Origin of the sequence: Xenorhabdus vietnamensis, from assembly GCF_002127535.1 — a bacterium.
Taxonomy (GTDB): Bacteria; Pseudomonadota; Gammaproteobacteria; order Enterobacterales; family Enterobacteriaceae; genus Xenorhabdus; species Xenorhabdus vietnamensis.
Map to the genome: position 1 here is coordinate 214228 of NZ_MUBJ01000001.1, position 20344 is coordinate 234571.

18 protein-coding genes are annotated in these 20344 nt (G+C 41.9%); 3 read left to right on the forward strand and 15 right to left on the reverse strand.

Features of this window, described 5'->3' with window-relative positions:
* Positions 1 to 16 precede the first annotated feature (16 nt).
* The 6 genes from Xvie_RS00925 to xseB all read right to left on the reverse strand — a co-directional run bounded on the left by Xvie_RS00925 (position 17) and on the right by xseB (position 6877).
* Positions 17 to 730, reverse strand: coding sequence for a 2OG-Fe dioxygenase family protein (locus Xvie_RS00925; RefSeq protein ID WP_086107533.1), 714 nt, complete (start codon positions 728 to 730; stop codon positions 17 to 19).
* A gap of 12 nt (positions 731 to 742) precedes the next feature.
* A complete protein-coding gene (locus Xvie_RS00930) occupies positions 743 to 2104 on the reverse strand; it encodes an ATP-grasp domain-containing protein (protein WP_086107534.1) in 1362 nt (453 codons plus the stop codon).
* 47 nt (positions 2105 to 2151) lie between these two features.
* Entirely contained in the window at positions 2152 to 3321 is a 1170-nt protein-coding gene (locus Xvie_RS00935) for a KamA family radical SAM protein (RefSeq protein WP_086107535.1), read from the reverse strand.
* 315 nt (positions 3322 to 3636) lie between these two features.
* The gene (gene dxs, locus Xvie_RS00940) at positions 3637 to 5502 is read right to left on the reverse strand and encodes a 1-deoxy-D-xylulose-5-phosphate synthase (protein WP_086107536.1); all 1866 of its coding nucleotides are present in this window, start codon (positions 5500 to 5502) and stop codon (positions 3637 to 3639) included.
* 165 nt (positions 5503 to 5667) lie between these two features.
* A complete protein-coding gene (gene ispA / locus Xvie_RS00945) occupies positions 5668 to 6615 on the reverse strand; it encodes a (2E,6E)-farnesyl diphosphate synthase (protein WP_086107730.1) in 948 nt (315 codons plus the stop codon).
* A gap of 4 nt (positions 6616 to 6619) precedes the next feature.
* Complete coding sequence (gene xseB, locus Xvie_RS00950; protein ID WP_086107537.1) at positions 6620 to 6877, reverse strand: exodeoxyribonuclease VII small subunit; 258 nt, start codon at positions 6875 to 6877, stop codon at positions 6620 to 6622.
* A gap of 228 nt (positions 6878 to 7105) precedes the next feature.
* Between xseB and thiI the strand changes: the two genes are divergently transcribed.
* The gene (gene thiI, locus Xvie_RS00955; RefSeq protein WP_086107538.1) at positions 7106 to 8554 is read left to right on the forward strand and encodes a tRNA uracil 4-sulfurtransferase ThiI; all 1449 of its coding nucleotides are present in this window, start codon (positions 7106 to 7108) and stop codon (positions 8552 to 8554) included.
* 133 nt (positions 8555 to 8687) lie between these two features.
* Here thiI and yajL read toward each other — a convergent pair whose 3' ends face one another.
* A complete protein-coding gene (gene yajL / locus Xvie_RS00960; RefSeq protein ID WP_086107539.1) occupies positions 8688 to 9284 on the reverse strand; it encodes a protein deglycase YajL in 597 nt (198 codons plus the stop codon).
* Positions 9244 to 10158 carry a 2-dehydropantoate 2-reductase gene (panE, locus tag Xvie_RS00965; RefSeq protein ID WP_086107540.1) on the reverse strand — a complete coding sequence of 305 codons (915 nt, stop codon included), beginning with the start codon at positions 10156 to 10158 and terminating at the stop codon, positions 9244 to 9246. The genes yajL and panE overlap by 41 nt, the downstream gene beginning before the upstream one ends.
* 175 nt (positions 10159 to 10333) lie before the next feature.
* Here panE and Xvie_RS00970 point away from each other — a divergent pair, with 175 nt between their 5' ends.
* On the forward strand, positions 10334 to 10825 hold the full coding sequence (locus tag Xvie_RS00970) for a YajQ family cyclic di-GMP-binding protein (RefSeq protein WP_086107541.1): 492 nt from the start codon (positions 10334 to 10336) through the stop codon (positions 10823 to 10825).
* A 272-nt stretch (positions 10826 to 11097) separates the two neighbouring features.
* Positions 11098 to 12594, forward strand: a complete 1497-nt coding sequence (locus tag Xvie_RS00975; RefSeq protein WP_086107542.1) for a glycosyl hydrolase family 18 protein — start codon at positions 11098 to 11100, stop codon at positions 12592 to 12594.
* Positions 12595 to 12806: 212 nt separating this feature from the next.
* On the opposite strand, the gene Xvie_RS00980 is transcribed toward Xvie_RS00975, so the two are convergent.
* The 7 genes from Xvie_RS00980 to Xvie_RS01010 all read right to left on the reverse strand — a co-directional run bounded on the left by Xvie_RS00980 (position 12807) and on the right by Xvie_RS01010 (position 20236).
* Positions 12807 to 14174: an MFS transporter gene (locus Xvie_RS00980; protein WP_086107543.1), complete on the reverse strand. Its 1368-nt coding sequence runs from the start codon at positions 14172 to 14174 to the stop codon at positions 12807 to 12809.
* A gap of 145 nt (positions 14175 to 14319) precedes the next feature.
* Complete coding sequence (gene cyoE, locus Xvie_RS00985; protein ID WP_086107544.1) at positions 14320 to 15204, reverse strand: heme o synthase; 885 nt, start codon at positions 15202 to 15204, stop codon at positions 14320 to 14322.
* A 15-nt stretch (positions 15205 to 15219) separates the two neighbouring features.
* On the reverse strand, positions 15220 to 15552 hold the full coding sequence (locus Xvie_RS00990; protein ID WP_086107545.1) for a cytochrome o ubiquinol oxidase subunit IV: 333 nt from the start codon (positions 15550 to 15552) through the stop codon (positions 15220 to 15222).
* Entirely contained in the window at positions 15552 to 16166 is a 615-nt protein-coding gene (locus Xvie_RS00995) for a cytochrome o ubiquinol oxidase subunit III (RefSeq protein ID WP_086107546.1), read from the reverse strand. The genes Xvie_RS00990 and Xvie_RS00995 overlap by 1 nt, the downstream gene beginning before the upstream one ends.
* Positions 16166 to 18148 (reverse strand): cytochrome o ubiquinol oxidase subunit I, encoded by a 1983-nt coding sequence (gene cyoB, locus Xvie_RS01000; protein WP_086107547.1) that lies wholly within the window; start codon positions 18146 to 18148, stop codon positions 16166 to 16168. The genes Xvie_RS00995 and cyoB overlap by 1 nt, the downstream gene beginning before the upstream one ends.
* Before the next feature lie 4 nt (positions 18149 to 18152).
* Complete coding sequence (gene cyoA / locus Xvie_RS01005; protein WP_086107548.1) at positions 18153 to 19118, reverse strand: cytochrome o ubiquinol oxidase subunit II; 966 nt, start codon at positions 19116 to 19118, stop codon at positions 18153 to 18155.
* Positions 19119 to 19468: 350 nt separating this feature from the next.
* On the reverse strand, positions 19469 to 20236 hold the full coding sequence (locus Xvie_RS01010) for a nucleoside-specific channel-forming Tsx family protein (protein WP_086107549.1): 768 nt from the start codon (positions 20234 to 20236) through the stop codon (positions 19469 to 19471).
* Positions 20237 to 20344: the final 108 nt, after the last annotated feature.

Below are 20344 nucleotides of genomic sequence, written 5' to 3' on the forward strand. Positions count from 1 at the left end.
ATTATTAGCTCTCTTGTTATTCAGGAATCTGCCGGAAAGTTACCAGCAATAGATCCCGAAATGCCGCGTTTGTAGGAGATACTTGTCGAACATTGCTTGCCCGATGATAAAGTTGTTTATCATTTATTGCGAGGGTTTCAAGGAAGTGTTCCATCGCGGTATGTAACAAGGGCGGTGCTTCATGGGCTGTAGCGTGAACTTCAGAAATCACAGGTTCTGTGTTGTGGCTTTGGATAAAGTGCATAAAAATCCAATCCTGACCATCCTGATGAATTCCGGAGGTGGTGGGGCTTTCTTTACCGGACTGCGCTTTTACCCGAAACTGGTGAATATCAATTGCATAATGGCGTTCTTTCGTTAATCGATCGTGTAAAATCGCTATATCTGTTGCAAGGACATTCTGCATGATGGGATGAGTGATAAATGCTTCTTTGGCATAACTGAGTTGATTGGCCCCTTTTTTGTATTCAACGTTATAGGTGACGGATGAATGATATTCAGTATCCCGATTTAGTTGAAGCGGGTTCTCTTCATCAGGACGGTAATAATAGCGCAGGATACGCCTTTCCCTATGAGTGTAATCTTTGAAATTTTGATCTAAAGATAATTCATTCCAATGATCTTTAAATGTTTTTATTTCTTCTGTATCACAAGGAATTAGTTCACTGAAGTGTGGCATATGGCAATAATGTTCATTCATTAAACGGGCCGATATATTTGTTATTTGCATATTTTGGCTGCCTTATGGAATGGGAACGATAATAGGTTTAACGTGCTCAATCATTTCTTGGTGTAATGCATGGGCATCAGAGGCATCGTTCACTTTTGCCCAACACCTGAGCAGATAATGTTCTTCAGTTTCTGAGTTAATATAGTAGTTGGCGGGTTGAGGAATACATTCGATCACATTGGGATGGTTTTCTATATGTTCTATATTATCAATGCCTTGAAAATAACCACTTTTTTCAGGGTACATGGCTAACATAGAATAATGCTGTTTAGCTGTTGTGGCCCGTTGTTGGGCGAGGCTTATCCGTTTATCAATGTCCTGCTCTTGCAAGAGAATGGAAAGATATAGCTGGTACGGATCTAATTTTGCGATATCACGGAAGGATGAATTAACAAATAACCCGCCAAGACGTGGATTAATTTCAATAACCACCGGGCCATTGTTGGTCATACGGAATTCAAGATGGGCAATCGCATAGTTCAGCCCGACGGCTTTTATACCGGCAATGGCATAGTTTCTAATCTGTTCTTGTTCTAAAGGAGAAAAGGAGACTGGCGGGCAGATCAGCAAGTTTTCCAGTATGGTGTTCTCTCTCTCAGTTAGGATCAACTTTTCATTGATCAGTACCGGGTGTATTTGGTTCTGGCTAATAACACATTCGACAGTACCTTCCACGCCATCAAGGTATTCTTCCAATAACAGGCTTTTGCCCGGTATACAGATATGTTTCTCACTTTCTAAAGTAAAACATTCCTGTTCGTCTCCCATAAAATCGACGTAAATCGAGTGGTCATAGTAAGTCGTAAATGCGTGGTAGTGTGCTTTAAGTTCAGGCCAATTATGGCATTTTTTGATAAAGACTGACGCAGCTCCAAATGGAGGTTTTGCTATTAAGGGATAGCCAACTATTTTGGCTTGTGAATAGAGTTCTTCTTCGTTGTGACATAACGCATGGCGTATTGATCTGACCCCATGTTTTTGCAGAGCCTGGCGCATCAAAAATTTGTTATTACAGGTTGCAATTGCGGAGGCAGACGCATTTGGTAAGCCAATATTGTGACAAACTTCTGCAACGGTACAGCCAACTTGGCCGTAAGTAGATGCTTGGCCTGCGTAACATAAAATGCCTTGCAGGGTGTATGTCTGCTGCAAGGTAGTGACAAGATCCTGTAAAGCATCTTGTGTCAGTGATTCCAGATAGAAAACATCATCGCTATCAGTGTGAAGACGCTCTGTGTACTGACGTCCTTTCAGCGCAGCCGTTAGGCAACTCATCCCCATTTTTTTTGCTGCGATGAAATGGGTCTCCCGATATCTATAACGTGGGATTTTGGCATCATCAATATCAATAAACAAAATTGCGTTTGGTTTCATTTGGTGTCCTTAAAATACAATGAGTTGATAATTAAATAAAAAGCAATTTAGTTATCCAACCATTCACATTGCTCGTTTTGCCAGTTGATAAAACGGTAATAACGTTTGCCGTCAATAGTTTCAAAATGAGGCATCTCATCGGGGTTAGTGAATAAAGGCACAGTGAATTTGCCTTTCATATGTGGTAGGACGTATTCCGGTAAGGCGATATTGGAAACTCGACGCTTGAGTTTGCTCATGATGGCAATGGCTTCGTTGATCGAGGCTTTGTATTCTGAGGAGCCGGGAGAGAAAGGCATAAAGTGGTAGAGGTAGTAAGGTTTCACCCCTATGCGATATAGTTCAATAAACAGTTTGTGAAGGGTTTTTTCGCTGTCATTAATGCCACGCAAGAAGGGCATATTGGAAAAAACAATTGGTACGACACTTTGGATACGGCGTACGGCAGCTTGAAACTCTTCACTTAATTCAAGTGGGTGACAGACATGAACACCAAAGGCATTAACACGGTGTTTTTTTAATGTTTCAATTAGGGCATCGGTAATGCGGTAAGGATTGAATGTTAAGGCACGAGAGTGAATGCGGATCAGTAAATCTTCTCTGATTTCCCGAATAGCAGTTAACGATTCATCTAACTTGTTATCTGTCAGCATTAAGGGATCGCCGCCACTAAGAATGACTTCTTCCACCGAAGGCGTATTTTTGATGTATTCGAGGGATTGTTGGAAGGAGCTGCGGCCAGCATTCGATTTACCTGAATCGACCTTTAATGTCCGTAAGGCCTCAAAGCAAAATTGGCAGTAGGAGTTGCAAGCATTTACCATCCGCAAAATTACCCGATTGTCATATTTATGCTGGCAGATGGGGGTTTCCATTTCATTATTGAGTTCCCAGTTTTCGGATTCTCCATCATAACCATCGAGCTGTTCTTCACTCCAGAATGGAACGACTTGCCGCCAAAGCGGGTTTGCCGTGATATCGTTAGATTGGCTGGTGGTTAATATTCGGCGGATATAATAAGGTGTTATTTGCATTTTCTGACCCTGCAAATTTTTCTGAATACGTTGCGTTATTTCTTCATTCCACCCACCACAGGCGGTACGTAAAGATTCTTCATCCCGTAATGCATTTTTTTGCTGCCAGCGCCAGTCAGCCCAATTCTCATTAAAATCATAGAGGGGTTGCTGTGAGGGAGATATGACATTGGTATTATTCATCATTATTCCTTTTAAATTTATTTATTTTTATTTGGGTTTTTATTGAAAACAAAGATAATAACCATTTAAAATGGATGGTTATTATTGATTCATTTTAATTAACTGAATGCTTTTAATTTGAGATGTGAATAACGATTGATGATTATTAGAGAGTTAAATATTAATAATGATAGTTATTTTTTGAGATTATAAGGATTGTATCTATAAAAAATAATATATCTGTTATAGGAAATATTAGAGGAAAATAAGAATTGAAATGGAAGGGGAAATGGATAAATGTTTCTATTAAACATTTATCCATTATTTTATTAGGGGTTATTGAGCCAGATATTTCTCGATACTATTTTGAATCCCAACCGCATCAAGTCCTAAATCAGCATGGAGCTCTTTTTGTGTTCCTTGCGGTATAAAGTAATCTGGTAAACCAAGATTCAATACGGGAACTGATAATTTTTCCTGCATCAGCAGTTCGTTAACGCCACTGCCTGCACCGCCCATAATGGCGTTTTCTTCCAAAGTCACCAGCAGCTCATGGTTGGCGGCCATTTCCAGTACGAGTTCTTTATCCAATGGTTTGACAAAGCGCATATCTACAACGGTTGCATTCAGGATTTCAGCAGCCTCTTGTGCATAAGATAACAACGTACCAAAGTTAAGGATCGCAATACGTTCACCTTGGCGTCGGGTTATACCTTTGCCGATTGGCAATGCTTCCAGTGGTTGGAGTTCAGCCCCCGTTCCTGTACCACGAGGGTAACGGACAGCAGTAGGACCTTCCTGATAGTGATGCCCTGTATGCAACATCTGGCGGCATTCATTTTCATCACTGGGGGCCATAATCACCATATTCGGGATGCAACGCAGGAAAGAAAGATCGAATGCCCCTTGGTGGGTCTGACCATCAGCACCAACGATGCCACCACGATCGATAGCAAACAGGACAGGCAGATTTTGGATGGCAACATCGTGGATCAACTGATCATAAGCACGTTGCAGGAAAGTAGAGTAAATGGCAACGACAGGTTTGTAACCACCGATAGCCAAACCTGCTGCAAAAGTAACGGAATGTTGCTCGGCAATTGCGACGTCAAAATATTGTTCAGGGTACTCGCGAGAGAACCGCACCATACCTGAACCTTCCCGCATGGCAGGGGTGATCGCCATTAGTTTTTTGTCGTTGGCCGCCGCTTCACACAGCCAGTCACCGAAGATTTTGGAAAATGTCGGACGAGTTTCTGCGCTTTTTGGCAGGGAACCCGACGCTGGATCAAATTTGGGAACAGCATGCCAACTGATGGGGTCTTTTTCCGCTGGCGCATAACCACGACCTTTTTTAGTCATGATATGCAGGAATTGTGGCCCTTTCAGCTCACGCATATTTTTCAGGGTTTGGGTCAGCGCCAGTACGTCATGACCATCAACAGGCCCAATGTAGTTGAACCCAAGTTCTTCGAACAGCGTTCCGGGAACAACCATGCCTTTGAGGTGTTCTTCTGTCTTTTTCAATAACTCTTTGATAGGTGGCAGGTTGGAAAAAACTTTTTTGCCACCCTCACGCAGAGTTGTATATAGTTTGCCCGACAGCAGTTGTGCAAGATGGTTATTCAATGCTCCTACGTTTTCAGAGATAGACATTTCATTGTCATTGAGGATAACCAGCATATCAGGATCAATATCTCCGGCATGGTTCATGGCTTCAAAAGCCATACCTGCAGTGATGGCTCCATCTCCAATGACACAGACCGTTTTGCGACCTTTGTTTTCATGCTTAGCAGCAATTGCCATTCCCAGACCAGCGCTGATTGAAGTGGAGGAGTGACCAACGCACAAAGTGTCATATTCACTTTCTTCTCGCCACGGGAATGGATGAAGACCATCTTTTTGGCGAATAGTATTAATGCGATCACGACGTCCAGTCAAAATTTTGTGTGGGTAGGCCTGGTGACCAACATCCCAGACTAAATTGTCAAAAGGGGTTTTATAAACATAGTGGAGTGCGACGGTTAATTCGATAGCGCCAAGACCTGAAGCGAAGTGACCACTGGAGCGGCTGACACTGTTCAGCAAAAATTGGCGCAGTTCATCGCATAACTTTGGCAAATTGTCTTTGGGTAGCAGGCGAAGCTCTTCTGGAGTTTCTGCCAATGCCAATGTTGGATATTTCGCTATATCAATGCTCATGCTATGCCTGTATAAAATGCTATACCCGTAGAAGTTGAATATTAAGAACCCTGTGATTATCTGTCTGTAATTTTCGGGTTCACCCCATGAGGCGTTTTTTTATTGATTATTGGGCTATTATATAATTAATGACCATATTAATAGGTGATTAATATGGCCTGTGTTTTAGCTGTTTCTTTCAATGATAAAACCAGCCAATTTTTTTAAGGTTGTGATGTTATAAGACTGTTTTTCCAGTTCAGCGAGTGCCGTGAGCGCTTCTTCATACAGAGCCTGAGCTTTTTTCTGGGCTTGTTCCAAACCTAATAATGCCGGGTAAGTACTTTTTCCTAGTTGCTGATCGTTGCCCTGACGCTTGCCAATAACTTCAGTATTGCCAATGACATCCAGAATATCATCGTGTACCTGAAACGCCAGGCCGATGGCTTGGGCATACTGCTCCAATAAAGGGAGTACTTCACGGCCACGTTGTCCTGCACTGTAAGCTCCCAATCGAACCGCTGCTCGTATTAATGCGCCTGTTTTATGGCGATGAATGAGTTCCAGCGAGGCAAGGCCGATTTGTTTACCTTCTGCCTCCAAATCCAGTGACTGTCCACCACACATACCGGCAAAACCACTGGCGCCTGCCAATTCAGCGACCATGGCAAGGCGATCGGATAAAGTAACATTTGGCATGTCATGTTTTGCCAGAATCTCAAAAGCCAGTGATTGTAATGCATCACCGGCTAAAATAGCCTGACTTTCACCAAATTTAATGTGGCAAGTGGGTTGCCCACGACGTAAATCGTCGTTATCCATTGCGGGTAAATCATCATGAATCAAGGAGTAAGCGTGAATGCACTCTAATGCAAGAGCGGCGGCATCAAGACTTTTTTTGGGAAGACCAAATATTTCTCCCACGCTGTAAACTAAAAATGGGCGCAGCCGTTTTCCACCCAGTACGGCACCATGCTGCATTGCTGTGCCTAATGGGCTGTTTAAAAAAGGCAATGAAGTAAATATTGCCATCAGCTTGTCATTAATATGTTGCTGACAAGCATGCAGTTTCTCTTGAAAAGGTTGCTCTTCAAAGGATTGCTCTTCGAAAGGAGCCTCATATTGTTCAGACATAAATTTACTCAGCATCGGACGGAAATTCATCAAGTGGCGATTGTGCATCATGATTCAATAGAATTTGCACTCGTTGCTCTGCCTGTTGAAGCGTTTTCTGTCCCTGTCTTGCAAGTTGAATACCGCGTTCAAATTCATTCAACGCATCTTCTAATGGGAGTTCTCCGGATTCCAGCCGAATAACAATTTGCTCCAGCTCTTTGAGGGATGTCTCGAATGCTGGCATTTGTTTGGTTTCTGATGTGTGATTTGCTTTAGACATAATGATTTAACGTATGGTTATTTAACGAATTACAGCAAAGCAAGTTCGTTGCAGAATTGCACAATACCCTACTACACCAAGAAAAATAAATCATGTATTACCACCGTTTTTTTACAGGTGATATAGCCAGATGATGTTATACTCTGCACCCTATCCAACTGAACATTTAAGAACAATCATTGATATTGTTTGTGATAGTTCAATATTGAATGACTACTATATCTTACTATGAAGTTTATCATTAAATTATTCCCAGAAATTACGATCAAGAGCCAGACAGTCCGGTTACGTTTTATTAAAATTCTTGCCAGCAATATCCGCAATGTGCTGAAAACATTCGGAGAGGGCATCGCGGTTGTTCGCCATTGGGATAATATCGAAGTTCGGGTTAAGAATGATAACCTCGGCGCAGAAATTTGTGACGCGTTAACACGTATTCCAGGTATTCACCATATCCTGCAAGTAGAAGAGCGAGAGTTTTGTGACTTACATCATATCTTTGAGCAAGCCTACGAAGCGTATGGTCATTTACTGCATGGAAAAACATTTTGTGTCCGTGTAAAGCGCCGCGGTAAACACAGTTTTACATCCAACGAAGTCGAACGCTATGTTGGTGGTGGGCTCAACCAACATATTGAATCAGCTAAAGTGAAACTGACTCAGCCTGATGTAACCGTGAATCTGGAAGTTGATCAGGATAAGTTGATTCTGGTTAAAGCTCGTTATGAAGGAATTGGCGGTTTCCCTATCGGTACGCAGGAAGATGTGCTGTCACTGATTTCCGGTGGATTTGATTCTGGCGTTTCCAGTTATATGTTGATGCGTCGTGGCTGTCGTGTGCACTATTGCTTCTTTAATCTTGGTGGCTCTGCTCATGAAATTGGCGTGAAGCAGGTTGCCCATTATTTATGGAATCGGTTTGGTAGTTCACATAAAGTCCGCTTTGTTGCTGTCGATTTTGAACCTGTCGTGGCTGAAATTCTGGAGAAAGTTGATGACGGCCAGATGGGAGTTGTGCTGAAAAGAATGATGGTCAGGGCATCTTCCAAGATTGCAGAGCGCTACGGTGTGCAGGCGATCGTAACCGGTGAGGCCTTGGGGCAGGTATCTAGCCAGACGTTGACCAACTTAAGGTTGATCGATAATGCATCAGATACGTTGATCCTCCGTCCTCTGATTTCTCATGATAAAGAGCACATTATTAAGCTGGCTCGTGAAATTGGCACCGAAGATTTTGCCCGCACTATGCCAGAATTTTGCGGCGTTATATCAAAAAGTCCAACGGTGAAAGCTGTTAAAGCCAAAATTGAAGAAGAAGAAAATAATTTTGACTTCGAGATTTTGGAGCGAGTAATTAGTGAAGCCCAGAATCTGGATATCCGTCAAATTGCAGAACAGACCAGTAAGCAAGTGGTAGAAGTGGAAATGGTATCAGCACTTTCCTCTAATGATGTGCTGCTGGATATCCGTTCCCCAGATGAACAGGATGATCGTCCGTTAAATGTGGATGGCATTGAAATTCACTCATTGCCTTTCTATAAACTGGGCACTCAGTTTGGTGATCTACCGAAAGAAAAAACTTACCTACTGTATTGTGAGCGTGGCGTGATGAGTCGTTTACAGGCACTTTATCTGCGTGAACAAGGCTTTGATAATGTGAAGGTATATCGGCCTTAATTTGTAATTAGGAAAGAAGGCTGCTTATGGAATTGGTCTGATAAGCAGCCTATATATTCTGTCTTTATTTTTCAAATTGTTCTTTTATGGACTGCAATTTGAAAGCTATCGGATATCTTATACAGTGAGATAATTACTGGAAGTTTTGGTAATTATTAATACCGGGCGGTAAAACAAGTTGAGCGGCAATTTCTGCTGCTTTCTTTTTTCCTTTCAACAATTCAATCAGTTTCAAGGCGAAGTCAAAAGCAGTGGCAGGCCCTTGGCTGGTCAGTAAGTTCACTCTTTCGTCAAAATAAACGCGTTTATCAATCCATTTTTCTGGCGCAATCCTATCTTGCATACTCGGATAGCCAGTCATATTTCCGACAGGGAAAAGTTGGTGATATTCCAATACGATTGCAGGAGATGCACAAATTGCTGCAATGATTTTCCCCTGGCTTTGTGCGATTCGAATTTTTTCTACGACCAATAAACTGTCACGAAAACATTCTGCACCTTTTACTCCTCCCGGCAGAACAATGGCATCAAAATCCTCGTCAACGACATCAACCAAGGGGACATCTGCAACGATTTTGACACCGCGTGAGCAGGTCAATGTTAGGGAGCCATCAGCTTCTGCACTGGCTACAGTAACATCCACCCCTGCCCGAACAAGTAAATCAATAGTAGTGACAGCCTCGATTTCTTCACTGCCGTGAGCCAGACAAATAAGGGCTGAGGTGTTCATATTTTTCCTCCCTGCTTTTAATGTAGTGATAAACAGCAGTATTTTCTTTGATCGGTAAACCGTGGGTACGGGCCCGGCGCATTAAAAAACCGGTAATATAGTCTATTTCTGTATGTCGCTGTGCCCGTATATCTTGCAGCATGGATGAGTAATTTTCAGAAGTTTGTTCAATCACATTCATGACATAATCAAACAGGGTTTGTCTGGTTATATAGATACTATCATGTCCCATAACTTCATGAATTTCATCGCATAATATCTGGATTTGTGCATGGTGATGCCGTAAGCCACCATTTTTGCAGTCATAGATGACGGTGAGTGGATTAATAACACAATTGACGGCAAGTTTCATCCAACTGATAACCTGAATTTCATTGTGCCACGCCACATCGGGCAGGGCACGGTGTAGAATATCTGCCAGATCACTGAGTTTGGCAGCATTGGCTGTAACGGCTCCAATGTGGGTTATACCTTGTGACTTATGGTAGACAATGCCATTTTTTCTATAGGCTCCATGAGTAGTCACACCAAGTAAAACAGGGTTGGGCAAAGGTGCGAATTCTTCGTGGGTTCCCATTCCATTATGTAACAACAGAATTGGGCAATGAGAGGGTAGTTTGTCGGCAAGGTGATTAATTGAATCAGAAACTTGCCATGCTTTTAAACAAACGAGAAGCAATTCGCTTTCAGCGAGGTGTTTTTCTTCATTGGCAGGAAATTGCTGATTAAAGGTCTGGCCATTAAAGTTTTTGATCTGGACGGAAATAATTGGTTGTGGAACTCTTACCCACCCCTGAACATTGTGATATTGTTGGGACAAGGCAGTAAGCCATAGTTTACCTATAGCGCCACAGCCAAGAACAGTGATTTTCATATTTCTTCCTTGAGGGGAACTTTCATGGGAGAACCTCGTCTCATTGTTTAACGCTACCTACTCTCAAAATAGGGGAATTTCACAAAGATCGTTGAGCTTCCCGAGTATAGAGCTTTTGCCAATAATGGAAAGCGGTTATCATGCCGACTTATTGATTAGCAAGAGGTGACGGGTAATGCCATCATTTGATATTGTTTCAGAAGTTGATATGCAGGAAGTGCGTAATGCGGTAGAGAACGCACAACGGGAATTAACTAGTCGTTGGGATTTCCGCAACGTCAACGCGAGTTTTGAATTAAACGAAAAGAATGAATCGGTCAAAATTGCCAGTGAATCTGATTTTCAGGTGAACCAACTAGTCGATATTCTGCGTGAAAAATTTGCTAAACGCGGAATTGATGGTTCTGTACTTAATGTTTCTGAAAATATGGTTCATAGTGGTAAAACATACAGTGTAGAGGCGACTTTTCTGCAAGGTATTGATACGCCATTGGCGAAAAAAATTGTGAAATTGATTAAGGATAGTAAGTTGAAAGTACAGGCTCAGATTCAGGGTGAGCAAGTGCGGATAACAGGTAAGGCACGTGATGATTTGCAAAGTGTCATTGCATTGGTTCGCGGCGCAGAATTGGGGCAGCCTTTCCAGTTTACTAATTTCCGCGATTAATTTCCGTTTTTAGATAAATTCGTTTTTTTAACTAATTAAATCATTAAAGGGAAGCAGAGTAATTTCAATAATGACTAGTGCTTCCCTTAATTATTACTAGGAAAGAGATTTCATTATTCATATTAGGAATGATTTATGGTTTTGTTTTACAGAGTGAGTTTCATAATATAATTCTAATAAATGATGAGGTATAAAGTGATAGATATGTGAGTTAGGATAATAATGAAGTTATAAATTCAGACATGTAATTCTAATTTTAAAAAGGAGAGTTTATGTCAAAAATAACTCAGATAGATCCACTTAGCGAAGAATCTTACCGCCTAGACCATTTCGTTCCAGCAACAGAAACAATAAAATATAGTTATACTTCAGGAAGAGTAGGAATACCTGTTTATAATAAATATGATATTAAAAATAGACCTAAAGTTATTGGTTATTATACTGACTGGTCACAATATGATGGCCGTTTACAACATAATCAAACTCCTTCTGCTAGAGGAAGAGGTATTGATCTGCAGCACTTGTTAGATAATCCTTTCGCCTATGATAAATTGATTATTGGTTTTTGTGGAATATTAGGTGACAAGGGAGAGAACGAACAAAAAATTAAGAGTGCTGCACCAAGCTTTGGCCGTCGTCATAACGGAGAAGTCACATTCCTCGATCCTTGGGGAGATTGTCAATCTTACTTAAACTGCACTTACTCAGGCTGGAAAGATATTCAGCTGCCCAGAGATTTTGAACAAAGTAAGTGTATGGGTGTGTTGGGTGGGTTGGCAAAAGTACAAGATGCAGCAAAAGCGCAAGGCCATGAATTGGTCATGTCGTTTAGTGTTGGTGGCTGGACCATGAGTAATGGATTTTACAATATGGTTAGAGACCACCAATTGAAACACAATTTCATTTGCAGTTTGGTCGATATATTTCAGCGCTTCCCGATGTTTACTGAAGTAGATATCGATTGGGAATATCCTGGAGCACCAGGAAACAATAACCCATATGGCGATGATGATGGTGAATATTATATTAGTTTAATCCGTGACTTATCTTCGGAATTTAAGAAAGTCGGTCGTTCTGATATTAAAATTAGTATCGCTTGTTCTGCTGTACCAGATATTATGGTTAAGTCAAGAATACCAGAGTTATTAAGCGCAGGATTATATGGCGTTAATGTTATGACTTATGATTTCTTTGGTACTCCTTGGGCTGACAAATTAATGCATCATACGAATTTACGCCGCTATCCTGATAGTAAAAATAGTGTAGAAAATGCCGTTGAATATTTACTGAGTGTTGGAGTTCCATCTCAGGCTATTAATATTGGTTATGCCGGATATTCGCGTAATGCAAAAAATGCTAATATCACAAGTTATTCACCACTTTCGGGCAGTTATAATCCAGAAAAAGGTACAACTACCGGTTCATTTGAATCTGGTTCAACAGAGTGGTATGACACAATATACAATTATCTCGATCTTGAATCTCGAAAAGATAAAAACAAATTTACTCTTTATACCGATGAAATTGCAGATGCAGATTATCTTTATAATCAGGATAGTAAATTGTTTATATCAATCGATACACCTCGTACGGTGCAAGCTAAAGCTAAATATGCTTTGGAAAAACATCTGGGAGGAGTTTTCACTTGGACTGCGGATCAAGATAATGGATTATTGGTTAATGCAGCTCGTGAAGGTTTAGGCTGCCCATTATTGATTAAGAATATCGATATGACACCTTTCTATTATAAAGGGAAAATCAGCAAATAATGCGATATTCCTGAGGTACTAAAGTATTGGTTTAACTATTTGATCTGAAATCTGATTGATCTGAAATCTGATCTTAATATAGTACTTTGATACGGAAATAGTACTTTGATATGAAGATGATACGTTGATACTAAAATAGTACGGTGTTTGGTCATATTCATCATACACCGTACTTTTTTGTTATAATTTTTTAGTGTTACAAATATAGCATGTTATCCATGAGATAATACAAGCTGTTCTAATTGCTCGCGATTGGTTATTTTGGTATCAACTTTGATATATGCACTGAATTCTTCTGGAGCGATGACGACATCTTTTACACCAGCTTGCGCCAATATTTTTTTCTCCAAAACTTCAGGGTTGCTTAGTTGCTCTGGCAAAATGAGCCTAATGCTGCTGACATATGGAGGCTGACGTAATGTTAGGCTGATAATAAACCAGAGTGTAGTTAGTGCGATACCTCCCATAAAGACGAGTGATGCACCTTGTAATTCGTAAAGCATTCCCCCAAGACCACCTCCCAAAGCAACGCCAAGGAATTGACTGGTAGAGTAAACGCCCATGGCCGTGCCTTTATAACCCGCAGGGGCTTCTTTACTGATGAGTGAAGGCAAAATAGCTTCCATGATATTAAACGCAAGGAAGAAAATTTGAATGCCTACAAAGATTCCCCAAAGATGCGATCCCTGAGACCATAAAATGGCTTCAGCAATGAACAACATACCTATACACAGTAAAAAAACCTGCTTCATACGGCGTTTTGTTTCTGCGTAGATAATGAAAGGTAGAACGGCGACAAAAGAGATAAGTGTAGTAATTAAGTATACTTTCCAGTGTTGCTGTGGGGGAAAACCCACTTTTTCCATAATGAGGGGAAGGGCAACAAAGCTCGACATCAATAAGGTATGCAAGCAGAGAATACCAAAATTGAGTTTCAGTAGTTGAGGATCTGAGAGTACACGTTTGAAGCTATTGCGTACGATACCTGATTCACGGTTTAGCGAATGCTTGTGTGTGTTTGGTACAGCAAACAGTGTGATAACGATCCCGCAGCCGGCAAGGATTGCAATTGCTCCGAATAGTCCATTTAAACCAATTTGGTGGGTGATAATAGGGCCGACAACAATTGCAAAGGCGAATGTAATGCCGAAACTAATGCCGATAAATGCCATTGCTTTTGTTCGGTTCTGCTCTCGAGTCAAATCTGAAAGCAATGCCATGATAGCGGCGGATATAGCACCTGTGCCTTGTAGGGCTCTTCCGATAATAATGCCCCAAATAGAGTCGCTTAAGGCGGCAATAATGCTGCCTAATACAAAAATGAGGAGTCCAACGATGATTAAAGGTTTTCTGCCAATTTTGTCTGAAAGAAGACCAAATGGGATTTGGAATACTGCCTGAGTTAAACCGTATATGCCAATGGCAATGCCGATAAGAGCTTCAGTGGCATCATGTAATTCTAAGCCATAGGTTGTCAGAACAGGTAAAACCATGAACATACCTAACATGCGCAGAGAGAAAACGGAACCTAAGCCCCACGTCGCTCGAAGTTCAAGCGGGGTCATTTTATTATCGTTCATGGATACCTCAAAAAATCTGATATGACATTTCACTTAGGTGAGAACAAACGAACAAGCAGCGTTTGTAACCGAATAAACTGTCATTGAATAAAGAGATAGAAGAAAGGGAAAAGATGACAGCGTTTTACCCTGTCATCTCTAAATGTTACCAGACGTAAGTCAGCAGGTTTTCTGGAGATGCTGATGAATCTACAGACATCATGACGCTTAATGACATGATAGCGACGATAGAAAACAAAAATAACTTACGGGCCCAAATACGGTCATTAGAAGTTTTATAACCTGATAATGCCATACCTAGCCACCAGATACTCACTGCAGCAGCGACGATGAGGTATTTATAACCAGCATAACCACTGATAGCCAGCATCAAAGTGGCAACCATAAAGGCCAGAATATACAGAGTGATATGGTTTTTCGCGACGGAAATACCTTTAATCACCGGTAATACTGGGATGTTGGCTGCTTGATAATCTTTGAACCGAAAAATAGCAATGGCGTAAGAGTGAGGCATTTGCCACAAGCTGAAGATCAATAACAAGAGCAACGCGCCTGTATCAAAATGTCCCGCTACTGCACAGTAACCAATCACGGGAGGTGCCGCGCCTGACAAGCTACCAACCAGCGTGCCATAAACAGATTTTCTTTTCATGTAGAGGCTATAAACCCCAACATAAATGACAAACCCGATGAGAGCTAACTGCATTGCTAAGGCATTGGCTGCTACATAGAGCAGCACAATGCCAGCAATACCTAACACTGAGGCGTAAAACAGGCTGATTTTCGGATTGATAAGCCCTTTCACAAGGACCCTTTCTTTCGTTCTTTCCATGATACGGTCAATATCGCGGTCGATATAGTTGTTGAATACACAACCTGATGCTACCACCAGCGATACCCCGACCATCGTTGCAAAGAACAAGGGGTAATCTATTACGCCCTTGGAAGCGAGTAGAAAACCACCAATCGCAGAAATTAGATTTCCGAAAATAATTCCTGGTTTGGTCACTTGCAGGTATTGCTTAATCATTATTCAAATCAACCCTTAATCAACCATCATATTGATGTTCAGGTTGTACATAATCCACAGGGAGCCAACAACAACAATAGCGATGACCAGTAATGTGAATATTAAGGCAACTAGGTTCCAACGCTCTTCAGATGATGTATTCATGTGCAGGAAGCAGATGAAATGAACAAAAATCTGAATAACAGCCATAACGACTACTGTTGTTAGGATTGTACTGTGTGAAGCAGTATCCTCCATTACCATCCAGAACGGGATCACGGTCAGTATGACTGACAGAACAAAACCAATCATATAGGTTTTGAAACTACCGTGGCTGGCGCCAGAATGAGAAGTATTTGGATGACTCATTACATAGCTCCCATCAGATAAACGACAGTAAATACACAGATCCATACAACGTCAAGGAAGTGCCAGAACAGGCTCAAGCAGTTCAGACGCATACGGTTCACATCAGTTATGCCACGGCGTGAAACTTGAATCATCAGGATGATGATCCAAATTAAACCGAAGGTTACGTGTAGACCGTGAGTAGCAACCAGTGCAAAGAAGGCAGACAGGAATGCACTTGTTTGAGGACCGGCACCTTCTACTACAATCAGTTTATGGAATTCATAAACTTCCATCGAAACAAAGCCAAGGCCAAGCAGAAAGGTAATGAACAGCCACAGGTTAACCTGAGCTACTTTACCTTTGTTCATACTCAGCATAGCGAAACCATAGGTGATACTACTAAATAGCAGCAAGAAGGTTTCTACCAGTACAAATGGCAGTTCAAAAATATCCTTACCAGATGGGCCATCAGCAGTGCCATTAACTAACACTGCATAGGTAGCGAACAGACTTGCAAACAGGATCAAGTCACTCATCAGGTAGACCCAGAAGCCAAATACCTTGTTGGCTCCTGTATCGTGGTGCCCATGAGCGTCATGGGCGGCTGTGTTGTTAAGGGTTTGAGTCGACATTATTTCACACCTGCCTTTCTCAGTTCTTCGTAACGCTGATTTTCAACTTTTTCAACTTCAGCTACAGGAACGTAATAATCAACGTCTTCGTCAAAGCTTTTCACGATGCAGCTGATGATGATGCCAGCGAAGCTTGCAATAGCCATCCACCAGATATGCCAGATCAAAGCAAAGCCTAAGGTCAGACAGAAAGCACTGATAATCACACCTGCACTGGTATTTTTAGGCATATGAATTTCTTCATATTTTGCTGGACGCTTATATTCAGTACCTTTTTCTTTCATATCCCACCATGCATCACGAGTCTGGATGTGTGGAACTTCAGCAAAGTTATAGAATGGAGGTGGAGATGAAGTTGCCCATTCCAGAGTACGGGCACCCCACGGGTCACCAGTCAGATCGCGGTTTTGGTCACGGTCACGGATACTGACGTAGAACTGGATAACCTGACACAGGATGCCGAGGGCAATTAAGACAACGCCGCCAGTGGCAACAACCAGTAATGGATGGAATTCTGGATTGATATCTTGGCTCAAACGACGGGTCATACCCATGAAGCCTAGTGCGTATAGCGGCATAAAGGCAACGAAGAAACCAGTAATCCAGAACCAGAACGCACGGACACCCCATTTTTCATTCAGAGTGAAACCGAATGCTTTCGGGAACCAGTAAGTTGTACCTGCGAAACAGCCAAATACCACACCGCCGATGATGACGTTATGGAAGTGGGCAATCAGGAACAGACTGTTGTGTAGAACAAAGTTTGCGCCAGGTACTGCTAACAGAACACCAGTCATACCACCAATGGAGAAGGTGACCAAAAAGCCAACAGTCCACAGCATTGGGGTTTTGAATTCAATACGACCACGGTACATGGTGAATAGCCAGTTGAAGATCTTAACCCCGGTCGGGATAGAGATAATCATCGTGGCGATACCAAAGAAGGCGTTGACGTTCGCGCCAGAGCCCATGGTAAAGAAGTGGTGCAACCATACGATGAACGACAGGATGGTAATAACGATTGTCGCCCACACCAGAGAGGTATAACCAAACAGGCGTTTTTTCGAGAAGGTTGCGGTAACTTCAGAGAAGATACCAAAGACAGGCAGAACCAGAATGTAAACTTCAGGATGGCCCCAAGCCCAGATCAGGTTGATGTACATCATCATGTTGCCGCCCATATCGTTGGTAAAGAAATGGGTGCCCAGATAACGATCCAGAGTTAACAACGCAATAGTAACTGTCAGGATTGGGAACGCGGCAATGATTAGAACGTTGGTACACAGTGAAGCCCATGTAAATACAGGGAGTTTCATCATGGACATACCTGGTGCGCGCATGCGCAGGATAGTCACGAAGAAGTTAACACCTGTCAGCAATGTACCTACACCGGAGAGCTGGAGACTCCATATCCAGTAATCGACACCGACTCCCGGGTTGTACTCCAGACCAGATAGAGGCGGGTATGCCAACCAACCAGTTTGAGCAAACTCACCAACCCCCAGAGAGATGTTAATCAGCGCAACACCGACAACAAATAACCAGAAGCTCAAAGAGTTCAGGAATGGGAATGCAACGTCGCGTGCGCCGATTTGCAGAGGAACAACAATGTTCATCAGGCCGACAACGAAAGGCATCGCCATAAAGAAGATCATGATAACGCCGTGAGCGGTGAAGATCTGATCATAATGGTGCGGGGGCAGGAAGCCAGCTTCGCCAGCGGAGGCCAGGGCTTGCTGTCCACGCATCATGATGGCGTCAGCAAAACCACGGAGCATCATTACCATGGCAACGACGATGTACATGACACCGATTTTTTTATGGTCAACGCTGGTTAACCATTCAGTCCAGAGCCATTTCCATTTACGGAAATAAGTCAAGGAACCAACAACTACCAGTCCCCCGAGCAGGATCCCCAACAATGTCACCACAATAATGGGTTCATGTAATGGGATCGCATCCAGTGTTAATTTTCCCCACATGCCTTTATTCCTCAACACCTGAATGAGCCGGCTGACTCATATTCATATTATGATCCGCAGCTTTACCATGTTCTGTTTTGCCGTGACCAGACATACCAAACATACCGGCATGGCCCATGTCACCCATGAATTTGGCGATAGTTTCTTGGAACAGTTTTGGTTTCACGCTTGAGAAGTATTCAACAGGGTTGTTTTGGCTTTTCTCAGCCAATTTATTGAATGCTTGTACAGTATCTAAGGTTTTAGGTGATGCTTTAACTTTCTGCACCCATTCTTCAAAACCTGCGCGATCATCAGTTGCCGTTGCAGTGAATTTCATGCCTGAGAAACCATGTCCACTGTAACTTGCTGAGAATCCATCGTATTTACCCGCAGAGTTAGCAATCAGGTGCAGTTTTGTCTGCATACCGGCCATTGCATAAATCTGACCACCCAACTGTGGGATGAAGAAAGAGTTCATCACAGAGTCTGAGGTGATTTTGAAGTTAATTGGAACATCTTTAGGGAATACAATTTCATTTACAGTTGCGATACCCTGTTCCGGATAGATGAACAGCCATTTCCAGTCAAGGGAAATAACTTCAATCGTCACCGGTTTTACATCACTGTCCAATGGCTTATATGGATCGAGCTGTTGCGTCGTTTTCCATGTAATAGTTGCCAAGATGATAATAATCAGGATAGGCACAGTCCAAACGACAAGCTCAATTTTATTTGAGTGTGCCCAGTTTGGACGATAAGTTGCAGATTTATTGGCTTCCCGGTAACGTAAGGCAAAAATGATTGCCATTACAATAGCCGGTATAACAACGATCAGCATCAAGCCAAACGCTGTTAGTATCAGCGTTTTTTGTTCGGCGCCGATCGCCCCTTTGGGATTCATCAATACCATATCACAACCACTTAGCATTAAAGTGGCTGCGAACAGTGATGATAACCCAATAGTTTTTTTGTATTTCATAAGTCTCATTGAGCGACCCCAGATAACAAAAGCTTTATTGTCGTTTCATCAGTGGGGGCATTCTACGGTATGGTTACCGGAGTGTAAACAATTGTAATAGAAGCAAGTTAGCTTGTAGGCTTTTTATGCTAGAGGGATCACATGTGATTCTAAATTTAACAAAACATTAATTTCGGATAGTTATCTTAATCAAAAAATCAAAATAGATAATTAATTTTAAATAACTCTATATTTTATAAATAAAAACTTTGATAAAAATCAAAGGAAAAATCCTGAAATACGTTTTGTTATTAGTGAAGTAACTATTATTTATTGATTCCAATGAGCAGCCTTAGGCTGCTCACCTGCTAAAATCGTGATTAGAAATTATATTTTACACTGTAAACAATACCATCCTGCCAGAAATCTTCTCCCAATTTGTTATCTGCATAGCGGTATTGAACTCCAGTTGTAAATGAGGCATGTGGAGTCCACCATAATCCGATAGCTCCATTAACGCCTTCGCGTCCGCCATTGCCATAACGTTTATTGCGGTTTAATTCAATTTCATTCCAGTTTGTGACACTGAATTTTTGTTCCCATAGGTTAAAATCGTATCCTGCAACCCAGCCCACAACATAACCGTTGTTGCCTGAATAGAAAGTTTGGTCAACATAATGCAGTGCGACGAAAGGTTTGAGCCACAGACCAGCAATATTAGTGTTGTAGCCTAATCCATAGAGCGTATTAACTTCATGGAAGTTTCCACCGTTTGCTTTGCCTGGTAATGAATAAGTTCCATATACATGACCATAAAGGTTGAAACCAGTATCACCTAGATAAAAGCGGCCTGTTGTCTTGAAAGTGTAACGTTGATTATCGCCTGGTTGGGCTGTTTTACTGTTAAAAGCATTCTCTAAATCAGCGAAACCATATAGTTCACCCCAGCTAAATCCTGCTCCACCTTCCAGTTCTAAGTAGGCAAAATCGTCCTTATGTGAAGCTTGTCCAGTTTTATGGGTGGTATGTTTATTCCAGTCAAGGTAGTTCATGCTGACATTGCCAAACCCCCACTGGTATTCCGCGCTGGCTGAAGCAGAAACTAAGGCAGCGGCAACTGTGGTGAGTGTCAAAATATGTCTTTTCATAAATTCCCTTTATATGGTTTTAAGGTGGTTAACGATATTTCGAATAGTTCGAAATAAAATATGTTCAGATAATAATATTTGTTAGTGTGAATATAAATAATTCCGTCT

Bases quoted from the DNA above. Each gene is read 5' to 3' on its own strand.
- Xvie_RS00970 (WP_086107541.1), top strand. From the start codon at position 10,334: ATGCCATCATTTGATATTGTTTCAGAAGTTGATATGCAGGAAGTGCGT.
- Xvie_RS00925 (WP_086107533.1), bottom strand. From the start codon at position 730: ATGCAAATAACAAATATATCGGCCCGTTTAATGAATGAACATTATTGC.
- dxs (WP_086107536.1), bottom strand. From the start codon at position 5,502: ATGAGCATTGATATAGCGAAATATCCAACATTGGCATTGGCAGAAACT.
- Xvie_RS00990 (WP_086107545.1), bottom strand. From the start codon at position 15,552: ATGAGTCATCCAAATACTTCTCATTCTGGCGCCAGCCACGGTAGTTTC.
- cyoB (WP_086107547.1), bottom strand. From the start codon at position 18,148: ATGTGGGGAAAATTAACACTGGATGCGATCCCATTACATGAACCCATT.
- thiI (WP_086107538.1), top strand. From the start codon at position 7,106: ATGAAGTTTATCATTAAATTATTCCCAGAAATTACGATCAAGAGCCAG.
- panE (WP_086107540.1), bottom strand. From the start codon at position 10,158: ATGAAAATCACTGTTCTTGGCTGTGGCGCTATAGGTAAACTATGGCTT.
- Xvie_RS01010 (WP_086107549.1), bottom strand. From the start codon at position 20,236: ATGAAAAGACATATTTTGACACTCACCACAGTTGCCGCTGCCTTAGTT.
- Xvie_RS00930 (WP_086107534.1), bottom strand. From the start codon at position 2,104: ATGAAACCAAACGCAATTTTGTTTATTGATATTGATGATGCCAAAATC.
- Xvie_RS00975 (WP_086107542.1), top strand. From the start codon at position 11,098: ATGTCAAAAATAACTCAGATAGATCCACTTAGCGAAGAATCTTACCGC.
- cyoE (WP_086107544.1), bottom strand. From the start codon at position 15,204: ATGATTAAGCAATACCTGCAAGTGACCAAACCAGGAATTATTTTCGGA.
- Xvie_RS00995 (WP_086107546.1), bottom strand. From the start codon at position 16,166: ATGTCGACTCAAACCCTTAACAACACAGCCGCCCATGACGCTCATGGG.
- cyoA (WP_086107548.1), bottom strand. From the start codon at position 19,118: ATGAGACTTATGAAATACAAAAAAACTATTGGGTTATCATCACTGTTC.
- Xvie_RS00935 (WP_086107535.1), bottom strand. From the start codon at position 3,321: ATGAATAATACCAATGTCATATCTCCCTCACAGCAACCCCTCTATGAT.
- yajL (WP_086107539.1), bottom strand. From the start codon at position 9,284: ATGAACACCTCAGCCCTTATTTGTCTGGCTCACGGCAGTGAAGAAATC.
- ispA (WP_086107730.1), bottom strand. From the start codon at position 6,615: ATGTCTGAACAATATGAGGCTCCTTTCGAAGAGCAATCCTTTGAAGAG.
- Xvie_RS00980 (WP_086107543.1), bottom strand. From the start codon at position 14,174: ATGAACGATAATAAAATGACCCCGCTTGAACTTCGAGCGACGTGGGGC.
- xseB (WP_086107537.1), bottom strand. From the start codon at position 6,877: ATGTCTAAAGCAAATCACACATCAGAAACCAAACAAATGCCAGCATTC.